The 14,133-nt window shown below is 31.0% G+C and carries 13 protein-coding genes; 8 read left to right on the top strand and 5 right to left on the bottom strand.

Features of this window, described 5'->3' with window-relative positions:
* Nucleotides 1-54: 54 nt before the first annotated feature.
* Entirely contained in the window at nt 55-513 is a 459-nt protein-coding gene (gene ndk, locus BS621_RS04490; protein ID WP_025932884.1) for a nucleoside-diphosphate kinase, read from the top strand.
* A gap of 3 nt (nt 514-516) precedes the next feature.
* Here ndk and thiO read toward each other — a convergent pair whose 3' ends face one another.
* On the bottom strand, nt 517-1,626 hold the full coding sequence (thiO, locus tag BS621_RS04485) for a glycine oxidase ThiO (RefSeq protein WP_077141965.1): 1,110 nt from the start codon (nt 1,624-1,626) through the stop codon (nt 517-519).
* A gap of 79 nt (nt 1,627-1,705) precedes the next feature.
* Between thiO and gatB the strand changes: the two genes are divergently transcribed.
* Complete coding sequence (gene gatB, locus BS621_RS04480) at nt 1,706-3,178, top strand: Asp-tRNA(Asn)/Glu-tRNA(Gln) amidotransferase subunit GatB (protein WP_077142667.1); 1,473 nt, start codon at nt 1,706-1,708, stop codon at nt 3,176-3,178.
* 3 nt (nt 3,179-3,181) lie between these two features.
* On the opposite strand, the gene coaE is transcribed toward gatB, so the two are convergent.
* The gene (gene coaE, locus BS621_RS04475; RefSeq protein WP_077141964.1) at nt 3,182-3,799 is read right to left on the bottom strand and encodes a dephospho-CoA kinase; all 618 of its coding nucleotides are present in this window, start codon (nt 3,797-3,799) and stop codon (nt 3,182-3,184) included.
* 77 nt (nt 3,800-3,876) lie between these two features.
* On the opposite strand from coaE, the gene argJ reads away from it, so the two are divergent.
* Nucleotides 3,877-5,115 carry a bifunctional glutamate N-acetyltransferase/amino-acid acetyltransferase ArgJ gene (gene argJ, locus BS621_RS04470; protein ID WP_077141963.1) on the top strand — a complete coding sequence of 413 codons (1,239 nt, stop codon included), beginning with the start codon at nt 3,877-3,879 and terminating at the stop codon, nt 5,113-5,115.
* A 168-nt stretch (nt 5,116-5,283) separates the two neighbouring features.
* Here the strand turns inward: argJ and BS621_RS04465 are convergent, their stop codons facing one another.
* Nucleotides 5,284-5,955 carry a nucleotide-binding protein gene (locus BS621_RS04465; protein WP_025880073.1) on the bottom strand — a complete coding sequence of 224 codons (672 nt, stop codon included), beginning with the start codon at nt 5,953-5,955 and terminating at the stop codon, nt 5,284-5,286.
* A gap of 150 nt (nt 5,956-6,105) precedes the next feature.
* On the opposite strand from BS621_RS04465, the gene BS621_RS04460 reads away from it, so the two are divergent.
* Both BS621_RS04460 and BS621_RS04450 read left to right on the top strand, forming a co-directional pair.
* On the top strand, nt 6,106-7,068 hold the full coding sequence (locus tag BS621_RS04460) for an aldo/keto reductase (protein WP_077141962.1): 963 nt from the start codon (nt 6,106-6,108) through the stop codon (nt 7,066-7,068).
* Nucleotides 7,069-7,695: 627 nt separating this feature from the next.
* Nucleotides 7,696-8,820, top strand: coding sequence for a THUMP domain-containing class I SAM-dependent RNA methyltransferase (locus BS621_RS04450; protein ID WP_077141961.1), 1,125 nt, complete (start codon nt 7,696-7,698; stop codon nt 8,818-8,820).
* 1 nt (nt 8,821) lies between these two features.
* On the opposite strand, the gene BS621_RS04445 is transcribed toward BS621_RS04450, so the two are convergent.
* Together BS621_RS04445 and BS621_RS04440 are read right to left on the bottom strand one after the other, a co-directional pair.
* Nucleotides 8,822-9,208: a phage holin family protein gene (locus tag BS621_RS04445; RefSeq protein ID WP_077142666.1), complete on the bottom strand. Its 387-nt coding sequence runs from the start codon at nt 9,206-9,208 to the stop codon at nt 8,822-8,824.
* Nucleotide 9,209: 1 nt separating this feature from the next.
* Nucleotides 9,210-9,671 carry a DUF883 C-terminal domain-containing protein gene (locus BS621_RS04440; RefSeq protein ID WP_077141960.1) on the bottom strand — a complete coding sequence of 154 codons (462 nt, stop codon included), beginning with the start codon at nt 9,669-9,671 and terminating at the stop codon, nt 9,210-9,212.
* Nucleotides 9,672-9,857: 186 nt separating this feature from the next.
* Between BS621_RS04440 and BS621_RS09250 the strand changes: the two genes are divergently transcribed.
* The 3 genes from BS621_RS09250 to smc all read left to right on the top strand — a co-directional run bounded on the left by BS621_RS09250 (nt 9,858) and on the right by smc (nt 14,109).
* Entirely contained in the window at nt 9,858-9,995 is a 138-nt protein-coding gene (locus tag BS621_RS09250) for a hypothetical protein (protein WP_100883046.1), read from the top strand.
* Nucleotides 9,996-10,079: 84 nt separating this feature from the next.
* The gene (locus BS621_RS04435; protein ID WP_077141959.1) at nt 10,080-10,442 is read left to right on the top strand and encodes a hypothetical protein; all 363 of its coding nucleotides are present in this window, start codon (nt 10,080-10,082) and stop codon (nt 10,440-10,442) included.
* Between the two features lie 76 nt (nt 10,443-10,518).
* Complete coding sequence (gene smc / locus BS621_RS04430) at nt 10,519-14,109, top strand: chromosome segregation protein SMC (protein ID WP_077141958.1); 3,591 nt, start codon at nt 10,519-10,521, stop codon at nt 14,107-14,109.
* The last annotated feature ends 24 nt before the right edge of the window (nt 14,110-14,133 follow it).

The following is a 14,133-nucleotide window of genomic DNA, read 5'->3' as shown; positions in this document are numbered from 1 at the left end:
ACTTGCCAAGTTACCACCCAAAAGTTGAATATACATAGAGTGATTATTAACTAAATGACCAAAGAGAGAACCTTTATTGCAATTAAACCAGATGGAGTTCAAAGAGGATATGTTTCTGAGATTATTGGCAGATTTGAAAAAAAAGGATTTAAATTGGTTGGTTTAAAGCAATTAATTCCTTCAAAAGAACTTGCTCAAAATCATTATGGAGTACATAGAGAAAGACCCTTTTTTGGTGATTTAGTAGACTTTATTTCAAGTGGACCTGTTGTAGCAATGGTGTGGGAAGGCGAAGGAGTTATTTTGAGTGCCAGAAAATTAATAGGTGCAACAAAACCTCTGGAAGCAGAGCCTGGAACAATTAGAGGTGATTTAGCTATTGATATTGGGAGGAATATTATTCATGGTTCTGACGGAGAAGATACAGCAAAATTTGAAATTGATCTGTGGTTTAACGAAGAGGAATTATGTGAGTGGGAAACTTCTGATTCTAAATGGCGATCTGAAAATTAAAGTTTAAATCGCAAATCTATCTAAACTAAATTTTTCTAGAAAGCTTTTTTCTATTTTTTTGAGATTTTTATTTTGAACTATTTTCAAAAGAAGATCACTTGTTATTGCAGAAAATAAAACTCCATTTCTGTAATGCCCTGTAGCTATAAAAAGATTTTCAATTTTTGATTTTCCAATTATTGGTTTTAGATCTGGTGTGCAAGGTCTAAATCCCCACCAATGTTCCATTTGTGGCCAATTAATAGCTTCTGGCAATAAGGAGAGAATGCCTTCTTGCAGTTGTTTTATTCCATTAGGAGTATTACCTTGATTAAATTTTGAATCTTTTTCAACTGTTGCTCCAACTATAATGAGTCCATCATCACGGGGAACTAGATAAGTTTTTGGACCAAAAATAACCCTTTTCAAAAAATTTGTTGGACCTTGTATTGATAGCATTTGTCCCTTTACAGGAAAGACTGGAATCTTATTAAAAATTTTTTTACTCCAAGCACCGCTGCATATAATTGCTTTTTCGCAGTTAATTTTTTTTATTTCCCCAGTGGCACATAAAACTTTTGCACCTGTAATTTTGTTTTTTTCGAATGTTAAATCCTCTACTTCTGATCCCTCTTGAAATTCGACTCCATGCAAGGAGCATGCTCTCTCAAGAGCACGCATTAGTCTTCTTCGGTTATCTATTTGCCCATCTTGTTCAAAAAGTAAACCATGTTTCCAAATTGAATTCATTCCATTAATTTCTGTTTGAAGATCTTTGTGATTTAAATATTTTCCATATTCATAAGTGGGAAACTCTTCAAGATCTTCTTTGTTTTTAAAAGGAACTACTATGCCACATTGTTTTAAACCGCATCTAATATTACTATCTTGTTCAATACTTTTTATCCACTTTGGAATTAGATTTTGACTTTCTTGGCCAAATTTTAGTAATTCATCCTCAAGTCCTTCGGCATGAGTAGCTAACATTCCTGCAGCAACAAATCCAGCTGATTCATTTCTGTTTTTGCTTAAAACTAAAACTTTGAAGTTATTTCTAGAAAATTCATAAGCAATAGATAAACCTAAAAGTCCACCGCCAATGATTAATATTGAATTTTTGGTATCTTGTGCCATTTAAAAATTAATATTTTTATTTGTGTTTTGGTCCTCTTTTCCTTTATATCCAATAATATTAATAAAGAGACTTTTAATAATGAACAATTTGGAATCTTGGGAAGCTGTGATTGGTTTGGAAACTCATGTACAGCTTAATACGAAAAGTAAAATATTCACATCTGCGTCAACAGCTTTTGGTGATTTACCTAATACTCATATAGATCCTGTAGTTTGTGGGTTACCAGGAACTCTTCCAGTTCTGAATGAGACTGTTCTTAAGTATGCTGTAAAAACTTCGTTGGCATTAAATTTAAACGTTGCAGAACATTGTAAATTTGATAGAAAACAATATTTTTATCCTGATCTGCCTAAAAATTATCAAATTTCACAATTTGATGAGCCACTAGCTGAAAATGGTTGGTTAGAGGTTGAAATAATTGAAAAGGACAAAGAACCTTATATCAAAAAAATTGGTATAGAAAGGCTTCATATGGAAGAAGACGCCGGAAAACTAGTCCATTCAGGAAGTGATAGATTAGCTGGCTCTAAGTATTCTTTAGTTGATTACAATCGTGCCGGAATAGCACTTTGTGAGATTGTAAGTAAACCAGATATTAGATCAGGTAAAGAGGCATCTGAATATGCTTCAGAGATTAGAAGAACAGTTAGATATCTAGGGGTATCAGATGGAAATATGCAAGAGGGTTCATTACGCTGTGATGTCAATATTTCAGTTAGAAAAGGACCTAATGCTCCTTTTGGTACCAAAGTGGAAATAAAAAATATGAATTCATTTTCTGCAATTCAAAAGGCTTGTGATTATGAAATAGCCAGACAAATAGAAGTTTATGAAAATGGAGGAAAAATTTTCCAAGAAACAAGGTTATGGGATGAAGCTAAGCAATTAACGAAAAGTATGAGATTAAAAGAAGGTAGCAGTGACTATAGATATTTTCCTGATCCTGACTTAGGTCCAATTGAAATAACAAAAGCCCAACAAGAAATATGGTTTAAAGAACTACCAGAATTACCTTCAAAGAAAAGAAGTAAATACGTAAGTCAATTTGGGTTGTCTGCATATGATGCAAGGGTAATTTCTGATGAAATAAGCATGGCAAACTTTTTTGAAGAAACAGTGGCAAATGGTGCCGAGGCCAAACTAGCTTCAAATTGGGTAACAAGTGATATTGTGGGCTATTTAAAATCAAACAAACTAAGTTTTAGTGACCTAAAGCTTAGTCCTGAAAATCTTGCTGAAATGATTAGTATGATTTCAAAAAATATAATTAGTGGAAAAATTGCAAAAGAAATTCTACCTGAACTTATTCAAACAAATATTTCTCCGAAAAAATTAGTTGAAGAAAAAGGGTTGGCTATGATATCTGATTCTTCAAGTATTACACCAATAATTGATGAACTTATAAATGAATATCCAAATGAAGTTCAAGCATTTAAAAATGGCAAAACTAAGTTACTTGGTTTTTTTGTTGGTCAACTTATGAAAAGAACCAAAGGTAAAGCTGACCCGAAACTTGCAAATAAACTTCTTATGGAAAAATTGAATAGTTAAAGCTTAAAGAAGCTCTTTTATCGTATTGATCCATTTATTTTGATCATCCGAATTGTCTAAAATAATATCTGAGAATTTTCTTTTTTCTTCAAAACTTAATTGAAAATTTATCAATTCATAGGCTTCTTTGTCGCTAATTTGATCTCTTTTGATAAGTCTGTTTTTTTGTATTTCTTTAGGACATTTAACTAACCATATTTCAGTGCAAATATCTTCAAATTTTGCTTCAAACAATAATGGAATAACCAATACTATAGTTTGATTATTTTTGTATTGACTGCATTCTTCTATCATTCTTTCTTTAATTAAGGGGTGAAGTAGTTTTTCAATCCATTCCTTGCTTGCTGAATGTTTAAAAATAATGTTCCTTAAAAGTTTTCTGTTTATTTCCTTTTCTGAATTACTTTTATTATCAATAATTTTACTTCCAAAATAATCTAAAATTTTCTTATATCCATATGTGTTTGGTTTGATTAATTCTCTTGAAAAATGATCTGCATCTAATATTGGTATGTTTTTATGTTTTCTTATGTAATTAGTTATGGTTGTCTTCCCACTTGCAATACCTCCTGTTAAACCAATCCTTCTTTGGTTGTTTTTTAATTTTTGAAGAATATCCATATAATTAATAATAATCTAATTACTTAGTTTCTTTAGTATTAAAGAGTAGTTAGTATGAATTAAAAATACCAAAAAGTTTGAGCCAGTTAGATTCCAATTGGTCGTTTGTTGATGACAGTAAGGTAACACCCAAGGGGTTTCTTTTTGCTGGGATATCTGCTGGTTTAAAAGCTTCTAATAAAAAAGATTTAGCACTAATACTCGCTCCAGAAGGAAGTATTTTTAGTGGGATGTTTACCCAATCAATAGTTCGAGCTTCTTGTGTGGATATTTGTGAGGAAAGGATTAAAACAACTTCAGGCTTTGTAAGAGCAATACTAATTAATTCTGGTCAAGCAAATGCATGTACAGGAAATCTTGGCATTCAACATTTTCAAATTGCTACAGGAAAGATTGCGGAACTTTTAGGAATTAAAGAAGAAGAAGTTTTAATGTGCTCAACTGGTGTAATTGGTGTTCCAATAAAAATAAATGATTTAGTAAAAAATTTACCGAATTTAGTAAGTGATTTAAAGGGTAATAATTTTGAAAATGCAGCAGAAGCAATTTTAACTACTGATTTGACTTTGAAAAAAGTGTCAATAGAGTCGATTATTCAAGGTAGAAAAATAAAAATAGCAGGATTTGCAAAAGGTTCAGGAATGATTTACCCCAACATGGCTACAATGCTTGCTTTTCTAACCTGTGATGCGGGTATTCAAAAAGAAGAATGGGACAAAATGATTGCTATTGCGGTTCAAAAATCATTTAATGCAATATCAGTTGATGGAGAGACAAGTACAAATGATTCTTTTGTTGGAATAAATGCAGGAGAGAAAATTGAAAAAAGGTTTTTTCCAATTATCCAACAAGGGATTGATATTGTATGTCAGAACTTGGCAAAAAATATTGCAAGGGATGGAGAGGGAGCAAATTGTTTATTAGAAGTTTTGGTACAGGGAGCAAAAAATACAGATGATGCAATTATGCTCGCGAAATCTATTTGTAATTCTGCCTTGGTAAAAACTGCAATACATGGTTGTGATCCAAATTGGGGACGAATCATTTCTGCTGCAGGTAATTCTGGAGTTAAATTTAATTTAAATGACGTTGACTTGTATATAGGAAACGCCCAAATTTTGGAAAAAGGCCAGTTAAATAAATATGATCCACAAAAAGTCACAGACTATATTAAGTCCAGAATGAAAGGTAGATATTTGGTAGATGATATTGTAAAAATTATGATTAATCTAAATTCTGGCGAATCGAAAGGCAAAGCTTGGGGGTGCGATCTTTCTAAAAAATATGTTGAAATAAACAGCGAATATACTACTTAAGTTTTAGTAAATCTAATGGTAGATATTCATTAATACAGAGAAACAGTATTGTTAAAGTTCCAATTACAGAGCCTATAAAACCTCCAAAAAAATTAACTAATAATCCAGATTGTCTAATTATTGCTTCTTCTTCTTTTTTCTCTTCAAATTTAGGAGAATCAACTACTTTTAAGCGCTTATTGGTTGTTGGTTGTTTAAGTTGTTGGTGTCGGATGAGGGCTTCGAAATCAGGCATGGAATTTGTGAGGCAATTGAACAATAAGCAGACCAGCCCGTCATTCGACGAGGATCTGATCTGCCTAAATCGTCTACAGCTTCAAATACAGCATTGCCAGAGGCTTCTGCTTTATCAAATGCTGAGAGTAAGGGTATAAAAGTGTCAAAAACATATAAACCAAAATTTTCTAGAGCTGCTTTGGCTTGTTGCGCTGCTTTTTGTTGTCTAAAATCAACTTTTACTATTACTACAGCATGGTTAACTTTTAAGTTGCTTAATAAATTAGCTAGTTCAACAGTTAATTCTACTGATCTTGCTTTTGCAGTTGTAGGTAAGATAACTAAATCTGAACCATATGCTAAGTGTTTAAGTTCTTCTTGATCACTGCTAGCTTGGCCATCAGTTATTACAATTTCTGATGATCTTGATGCTTTAGCAGCTGAATTGACGGGGAAAACTGGAAATGGAAGATTGCCTCTTGATGCGTATGCTAAAGCAGATCTATTCTTGTCGGCATCGACTATGCAAACTTTTTTACCTTCAGAATGCCAAACGCTTGCAAGGTGAATACTTGTGCAGGTTTTGGCCACCCCCCCTTTTTGTCCGCAAACGGTAATGAACAATTTTTTATTTTTATTTCTCTTACTTTGGAGAATAATTTCTTAATGTCAAGAGAAATTGATTTTTAATGCTTTAAAACTTATTTTTTGAAATATTTTAAAGAAGTTAATATTTTTAGATAACCTTATAAAGTTCCTTATTTAAATTGGCTAGTGAAGAAAAGAATTGGATTAGGTACGTGGTCTTGGGGAAATAAGCTTTTCTGGAATTACCAATCTACAAATGACGATGATTTACGTGAGACATATAATGAAGCGTTACGAAGAGGTTTCGATCTAATTGATACTGCAGATTCTTACGGTACAGGGAATCTTCAGGGCAGAAGTGAATTGTTGATAGGAAAATTTTTACTAAATACTCCTTCAGCAAAGAAAAAAACAATTCAAGTAGCAACCAAACTTGCACCTTATCCCTGGAGAATAGGTAACAGAGGCTTCAATAAACCTTTTTTGAAAAGTTTAGAGAGACTTAATAACAAATTAGATATAGTGCAATTACATTGGTCAACTGCAAAATACAATCCTTGGCAGGAATTAGGGCTGTTGAATAATCTTTGCGATTTAAAAGATGAAGGCTTTGATTTTCAAATAGGTTTATCAAATATAGGCCCTAAAAGATTGATGAAATTAATTAATTTCTTAGCAAAAAGAGATCAGCACCTAAAGAGTGTTCAAATACAGTTCTCTTTGCTTGCTCCCGATTTAGGAAAACAATATCAGGTAAAAAAAATTTGCGACGAAAATAATATTGATTTCTTTGCTTATAGTCCTTTGTCCTTTGGAATACTTTGTATTGATCCAGATAAAGAGGAAAACAAAGAAAAAAGTTTTATTCGTAATTCCTTATTTGAAAACTATAAAAAACCAACATATGAATTGCGGAAGTGTCTAAAAAGAATTGCGCATCAAAGATCAGTTTCCCAAGCGCAAGTAGCAATTAATTGGTGTTGTTATCAAGGAACTATTCCACTAGTTGGAATGCGAAAAAAATCTCAAGTTATAGATGTATCTAATGTATTTAATTGGAATTTAAAAAAGAATGAATTTAAAGTACTTCAGGAAGTTTCAAAAAAATGTTTAAAAAAAATGCCGAAAAATCCTTTTTCGAGTAATTAATTAAATTTTCAGCTAGATATTTTCTTATTTTTTTTGATTTGACAACCACTATTCCATAGTTCATTGGGAAATTTTTCACCAGTGAATCTAATAACTTTTGGTTTGAGATTTATTATCAAGTCATTTAGTTTTTTATTAGATTCCATTTTGCAAGATTGGATTTCTTAATAAGATAAATTAATTTAAAACTTATCTTCTCAGTATTTATACTTATAAAATTAAAAAAATTCTTTTTAATACAAGTAATTGCAGCAATAATTACACACTCAAAAATTATCTACTACAACTTCTTAGTTATTTAAAAAAGTGGAGTCCTTCCAGACTCCTCGTATCATTTGGTTGATAAGGCTGATATAACCCCATCTCCTTTAGGATCAAGCAGCAACAGGTGCTGTTTGACGGGAGAAACTAACGATTTTGTTAGCATTTGTGTTTTTGCTCTAACCGAGCCGGCTTCAGTCACCTTCCTTATGCCCCGTCGAAACCATTACAACCCCAAATAGTGGAGTTGAGCGGAATCGAACCGCTGTCCGAAACATCGGTTGAGATCACCTAGTCCAATTGGACATTTATATTCTGACAGGCAAAATGGTTATTGAATAGTTTTTTTACTAAGTTTTATCGTATATGAATGTAGTGGCATCATCTCCGGAGGGACTAGAGAAATCTTTAGCAGAAGAAATTTCAAATTTAGGCGGCTTTAATATTAATACTTATAAAAGATTTATTAATTTTGAATGTGATTTTGAAACTTTTTATAGAGTTCATTTCTATTCCAGATTAGCTTTTCGTTTTTATAGAGAAATTGCAAGTTTTAATTGCTATGACAAGCAATCTTTATATGCGGGGGTTAGAGATTCATTTGATTGGTTAAATTGGTTGCACTTTGATAAAACGTTTAATGTTCAAGTGACTGGGAGAACATCTTCTTTAAGTCATACTCATTTCACTGCTCTTGAAGTAAAAAATTCTATAACTGATTTGCAAAAGGCAGTTTGGAATAAAAGATCAAATATTTCTCTAGCTAATCCTGATTTTATTATTCATCTGCATTTAAATAATAATAAAGCAATTCTCAGTCTTCAAAGCAGCGTTGAAAGCTTACACAAAAGAGGCTATAGACCCGCAATTGGAAATGCTCCATTAAAAGAAAATTTAGCTTCTGGATTGATAAATATGACTCAATGGAATGGCAAAGTTCCATTAATAGATTTTATGTGCGGCTCGGGAACTTTTTTAATTGAGGCAGTCAACCAATACCTTGGAGTTCCCATAAATATTGATCAAGTATATCTTTTTGAGAATTGGTTGGACTTTAGAAAAGATATTTATCTTAATGAAAAAAATAAGGCAAAAAATAAAATTATAAATTATGAAAAATTGCCAACAATAATAGGATGTGAAATTAATCAAAAGGTTTTTGAGCAGGCGAATGTAAACATATCATTAGCTGGACTAGAAAATTATATTGAGCTTATAAATAATGATTTTTTAGCACTCCAATTAAGTTGCACACCTGGGATAATCATATGTAATCCTCCATACGGCAAAAAATTAGGCGATGAAAATGAATTGATTTATTTATATGAACAAATGGGAATCTTCCTAAAGAATAATTTTTCAGGTTGGGAATTTTGGCTGCTAAGTGGAAATCCAAAACTAACAAAATATTTGAAAATGAAATCTTCATTGAAAATTCCTGTTAGTAATGGGGGAATAGATTGTAGATGGATAAAGTATTTAATAAGGTAATTTATTTTTTGCCTAAAACGGCTTTTGTTGTCTTGCCTAAACCCTCTAATGTTTGAGGAAGATATGGTCCTTTGGCTAATTTTCCTCCAAGTTTTAAACTTAAGCCTGCAAGAAATAAATCGATTAATATTATGAGTAATAAATTATATTCAATATTCCAGTTATTATATTTTGTTAGAAAAAGGTAGAAAATAATATGGATGCAAATTAGTACTAATAATAATAATGTGCTGCCAATTGCCAAAAATATTCCACCACTAATTAATCTTCTTTTTTCTCTATCTACTTCTTGAAGAGCTATTCTTACATGCAAATCCATAACTGAACTTGCAATCGCTGAAATTCTGGAGGCGGTATTTGCAAAGTTTTTATTTTTTGGTTTTTCCATATTATTTTCTACCACTGTTTAGGAGCGTTCCTATTAGTAAACCAATACCAGCTGCAATAGCAATAGATAATAATGGTTTTTTTCTTATAGGACTTTCTATTTTTGGTCTAAGTGTATCGTTAAGTTCTTCTAATAATTCTTCTAATTGACTTTCTATAGGCTCAATTTTTTCTGATATTTCCCAATTGTTTTCTCTTATTGAATCAATTATTTCAAATAGTTGGCTTTTTATTCTAATCGCTGAGGTTCCACTATGGTTTGCTATTACTTCAACTAAATCGTCAATACTCCCTTTTGTGGCTTCAAGGGTTTGTTGTGCAATGTTTGGCCATTTTTCTTTTATTAAAGGTATTAAACTGTCAATTTTTTCGAGTAACCATTTTTCCGAGAGAACTTCTCTTTCAGGAAGATTAGAGTTATCTTCTTTATCTTCTACTTCTTTGGGAGGATGGTAAGTCTCCATTATTCAAACTTATTTATTTTAAGATTAGACCCATTTTCTTAATTTGGAACCCTTATCTAAATAATTGTGGGATTTATATAAAATAAAACATATAAAAGTTTATTTACATTTTATTTATCTACTCTGTTCTGCAAGAAGCTTTTGTTAAGCTATTACTGGAATTATTAAATGAGTTTAAATTTCATCATGGATATTACATTTGCATCATTAATTTTTGCATCTCGCACAATCCCTACAGATTTTGGATTAGTAGCTGCAGCTATTGCTGGGGCTGGAAGTTTGCTATTCATCGCTTTAAGATTTGTTCCTGATGCAGGTAATTAAATAAAAGGGACCATTTTTTAAGAAAAAATATCTTTATCTAAACTTTGTTTTGCAAAAAGATTTAATTTATTTATCAACTAAATAATGGATAAATGGGTTTTGCTGGAACATGAAGTTTATAATGGTAAGTCTAAAGATATTCATTATGATTTTCTTGTTGAAAATGGAATAGATTGTTTAACTTGGAAATTTTTAAAACTTCCTTTATTAAATCAAGCTTCTATAGAAATTTCTAAGCAGCCCAATCATAGACTTATATGGCTATCCAGGATAGAACATGAACTTTCTGATAATAGAGGTTTTGTAAAAAGAATTGATCATGGAATATTTAAAAACGTTTCTATAGACTTGGACTCTGAAAATTATCGATTCATTTTGGATGGTGAACTTCTTTCTGGTTTGTTTGAAATTTCGGCTAATTCTTGTAGATTGAGCAAAAATTATTAATATTCATTTATAAATAAACGTAATATTTCTATTGAGAATTTTTGCAAATTAGTTATTCTTATTTAGCTATTGAGACTTGAGATTGGTACATATCAATCAGGTCGAGTTTGAAAATTTTAAATCTTTTGGGGGAAATGTAAAAATTCCTCTTGAAGAAGGCTTCACAGTGGTTACAGGACCTAACGGTTCTGGGAAAAGTAATATTTTAGATGGAATTTTATTCTGTTTAGGTCTAGCTAATAGTAGAGGTATGAGGGCTGAAAGATTACCAGATCTAATAAATAACTCCAAAGTTAAAGAGGGTAAGTCATCAGAAACATCTGTATCAGTAAAATTTAATATTCAAGATTGGTCTCCTAGAGAGGACCTTCCGCCTTTGGAACTAGAAGAAGAAGAAATTGCCCTTAATAAAGGTCAAAAAGAATGGGTAGTTTCTAGAAAATTAAGGCTTATGCCAGGTGGCTCTTATGCTTCTACTTATACTTCTGATGGCAAACAATGTACCTTGCAACAAATACAGAGAATATTAAGAGATATTAGTGTTGATCCTGAGGGCAGCAATGTTGTTATGCAGGGTGATGTAACAAGAATAGTATCAATGAATAATAAGGAGAGGAGAAATCTTATTGATGAATTAGCAGGAGTCGCACTTTTTGATACAAGAATAGAACAAACTAATGCAAAATTAAATGACGTTTTTGAAAGACAAGAAAGATGTGAAATTTTAGAAAATGAATTGCAATCTAGTAAAAATAAGCTTGAAAAAGAATGTGAAAAAGCAAAGCGATATAAAGAGTTAAAGGCAAAACTATTACAAATAATAGAATTAGAGAAAGTTCTTATTTTTGAAAAACAAGTTAAGCATGTTGAATCTATAGAAAAAAAAGAAAGTGAAATTGAAAAAAATAAAATCTTGTTTAATAAAGAAAAAGAATCTATTAGTAAAGAAATATCAGTTTTAGAAGATGCTTTGAAAATACTTGTTGATGAGCTTAAGGAGAAAGGAGAGGATAAATTGATAAAAGTTAATTCTGATATTGGAAGTATTAATTCTAGCTTGAGAGAACTTGATAGGATATCAAGTCTGAATAAAGAAGAAGGTATTAAATTACAAAAACAGAGAGATGAAATTGCAATTTCTAAGAGGAATATCGAGTCAGAAAAGATGAGACAAGAAAATTTCGATGATAATTTTTTAAATCAATTGAACTTGCAAATTGATGATCTCACTTTAAAACACAAACTATCAAGAAAAAAACTTTCTGATGCGGCTGGAGAATCTGGAGAATTCTCAAAACAAAGTATCAAATTAAATGCTGAGCTTGAAAGTATAAAAAATCAAATTAATCCTTTGGAAATAAAAAAAAGGAAAATTGAAGAAGAAACCATTCAAAATAATATTCAAAAAGATGAGATATTGTCACAGATCGAATCCTTAGACTTAGAAAAGCAGAAACTTTTCCAGGGAAATCAAAGAAAAAAAGAGACATCCGATACAAAGAATAAAAACTTGGCAAGTAATAGCGCAGAAATTAATTCTTTAAAAAATGAAATCGATTTATTAATTAAAACTAAATCAAGGCTAAATAACGAGCAATTAAGGCTTGAAAAGGATTTATCTAGATTTGAAAGCAGGAAGGAAGCTTTAAACGAATCTAGAGGTTCATATGCTCTCAGAATTCTCTTAGAGGCAGGGTTAGAGGGTATACATGGTTATGTAGCTCAACTTGGAGAGGTCAGCGAGAAAAATAGATATGCATTAGAAATTGCTGCTGGAAATAGGTTAGGACAAATTGTTGTTGATAATGATCATATTGCTGCAAAAGCAATTGAAATTCTTAAAAAGAAGAAAGCGGGAAGATTAACTTTTTTGCCTTTAAATAGAATTAAAAGTCAAAAAAAGAATTATGCGATTTCAAGATTTGAAAATAACAGGGAGAATGGATTTATTGATAAAGCTATTAATCTAATTACTTTTGATGAAGTTTATTCGGATGTTTTTCGATATGTTTTTGGAGATACTTTGGTTTTTTCAGACTTATCCTCAGCAAGGTTATCTATACAAAAAAATAGGTTGGTTACCTTAAGTGGTGAATTATTAGAAGCAAGTGGTGCTATTACAGGAGGCAGTAAGTTAAATAAAGATTTGGCTTACAGGTTTGGAATTAATAATGATATTGATGATTCCACTCCTATTAAAGAAAGATTATTAGTTATCGAAGAAGCTTTAAAAGAGTCAAATAATGATTTGATACTAAAAAATAATAGACTTAATATATTAAATTCTAACCGCAGTCAAATAATTGAGGATTGCGCCTCATTTAATAAAGAAATTGAAGTAAATCAAGATTCTCTTAAAGTTGTCTCGCAAAGAATTGAGGATTGTAAATCGAGATTAAATAAACTTGATACTGCTAATAATTTATTAGTTAACGAGTTAGGTCATTTAAAAAATCAATTAAAGCCTTATCACGATAAGTTTGATCAACTGCAAACCATTCAAAAGGTAAATTATGAAAAAAATCAAAAATCATCATTAATAGCTTTTAATGACGATTTTAATAATCTTGATAAAAAACTTGAATTACTTATTAAAGAGAGAAATACATTACTAGATAAAAAGAATCAATTTGCTTTAAATAAAGAGCGAATTAATAATTCATTAAAAATTACTTTACTACAAGAAAAAAACTTGCAGGAATCTATTAAACAACTCGCAATTGCTCATAGTGAATGGATAGAAAAAAGGGATCAATTTAAAAAAGAACTTTCAGATCTCGATAATCAAAAAAATTCTCTAGAGAAGAATTTAGGTTTATTGAGAAGGAAAAGAGATGAATTAAACTCTTCAATTTCAAATAAAAGGCAAGAATATAATAACTATCTGTTAAAGCTTGAATATCTTGAAAGGGATATGCATTCCCTTAAAGAAGAGATGAGGAGCGAGAAAATAAAATTAGAAAATTATAAAAAAGATCTACCTAATCCTTCCCCGGAGTTCGGAGAATATGAAGGGAAGAGTCTTGAATCTTTGCAATCAGAAATTTCGATTATAAATTCAAAACTAGAAAGCTTAGAACCTGTCAATATGTTAGCTCTTGATGAACTAGAAGAATTAATTGAGAGATTAAATGGTTTGCGAGAAAAATTAGAAATTCTATCTAATGAAAGATCTGAATTATTGCTGAGAATAGAAACTGTATCTACGATGCGTCAAGAAGCTTTTATGCAAGCATTTACTGAAGTTGATAAACATTTTAGAGAAATTTTTGCAAATTTATCTGATGGAGATGGATTTCTTCAACTTGAAAATCCTAATTCTCCTTTAGAAGGAGGATTAACTTTAGTGGCTCATCCCAAGGGAAAAAATGTCAGAAGATTAGCATCTATGTCAGGTGGTGAAAAATCGTTAACTGCTCTAAGTTTTTTATTTGCTTTGCAAAAGTATAAGCCTTCACCTTTTTATGCATTAGATGAGGTTGATAGTTTTTTAGATGGTATTAATGTAGAAAGGTTGTCAAAACTAATATCAAATCAGTCATCAAATGCTCAATTTATAGTCGTAAGTCATAGAAGGCCTATGATTAGTGCATCTGAACGAACAATCGGTGTTGCGCAAGCAAGAGGTGCTTATACTCAAGTTCTTGGGTTACCAAATGCTGCATAAACACACTTTTTTAAATTTATACGT

Source organism: Prochlorococcus sp. RS04 (assembly GCF_001989455.1).
GTDB lineage: Bacteria > Cyanobacteriota > Cyanobacteriia > PCC-6307 > Cyanobiaceae > Prochlorococcus_A.
Note: the sequence above shows the minus strand (reverse complement) of the source record. Positions and strands in the feature narration are given on the sequence as shown.

What these genes read in the sequence shown, in the direction of transcription:
- thiO (WP_077141965.1), bottom strand. Translation starts at nt 1,626, where the DNA reads ATGGCACAAGATACCAAAAATTCAATATTAATCATTGGCGGTGGACTT.
- BS621_RS04435 (WP_077141959.1), top strand. Translation starts at nt 10,080, where the DNA reads ATGGATAAATGGGTTTTGCTGGAACATGAAGTTTATAATGGTAAGTCT.
- BS621_RS09250 (WP_100883046.1), top strand. Translation starts at nt 9,858, where the DNA reads ATGGATATTACATTTGCATCATTAATTTTTGCATCTCGCACAATCCCT.
- coaE (WP_077141964.1), bottom strand. Translation starts at nt 3,799, where the DNA reads ATGGATATTCTTCAAAAATTAAAAAACAACCAAAGAAGGATTGGTTTA.
- BS621_RS04445 (WP_077142666.1), bottom strand. Translation starts at nt 9,208, where the DNA reads ATGGAAAAACCAAAAAATAAAAACTTTGCAAATACCGCCTCCAGAATT.
- ndk (WP_025932884.1), top strand. Translation starts at nt 55, where the DNA reads ATGACCAAAGAGAGAACCTTTATTGCAATTAAACCAGATGGAGTTCAA.
- BS621_RS04440 (WP_077141960.1), bottom strand. Translation starts at nt 9,671, where the DNA reads ATGGAGACTTACCATCCTCCCAAAGAAGTAGAAGATAAAGAAGATAAC.
- gatB (WP_077142667.1), top strand. Translation starts at nt 1,706, where the DNA reads ATGAACAATTTGGAATCTTGGGAAGCTGTGATTGGTTTGGAAACTCAT.
- BS621_RS04450 (WP_077141961.1), top strand. Translation starts at nt 7,696, where the DNA reads ATGAATGTAGTGGCATCATCTCCGGAGGGACTAGAGAAATCTTTAGCA.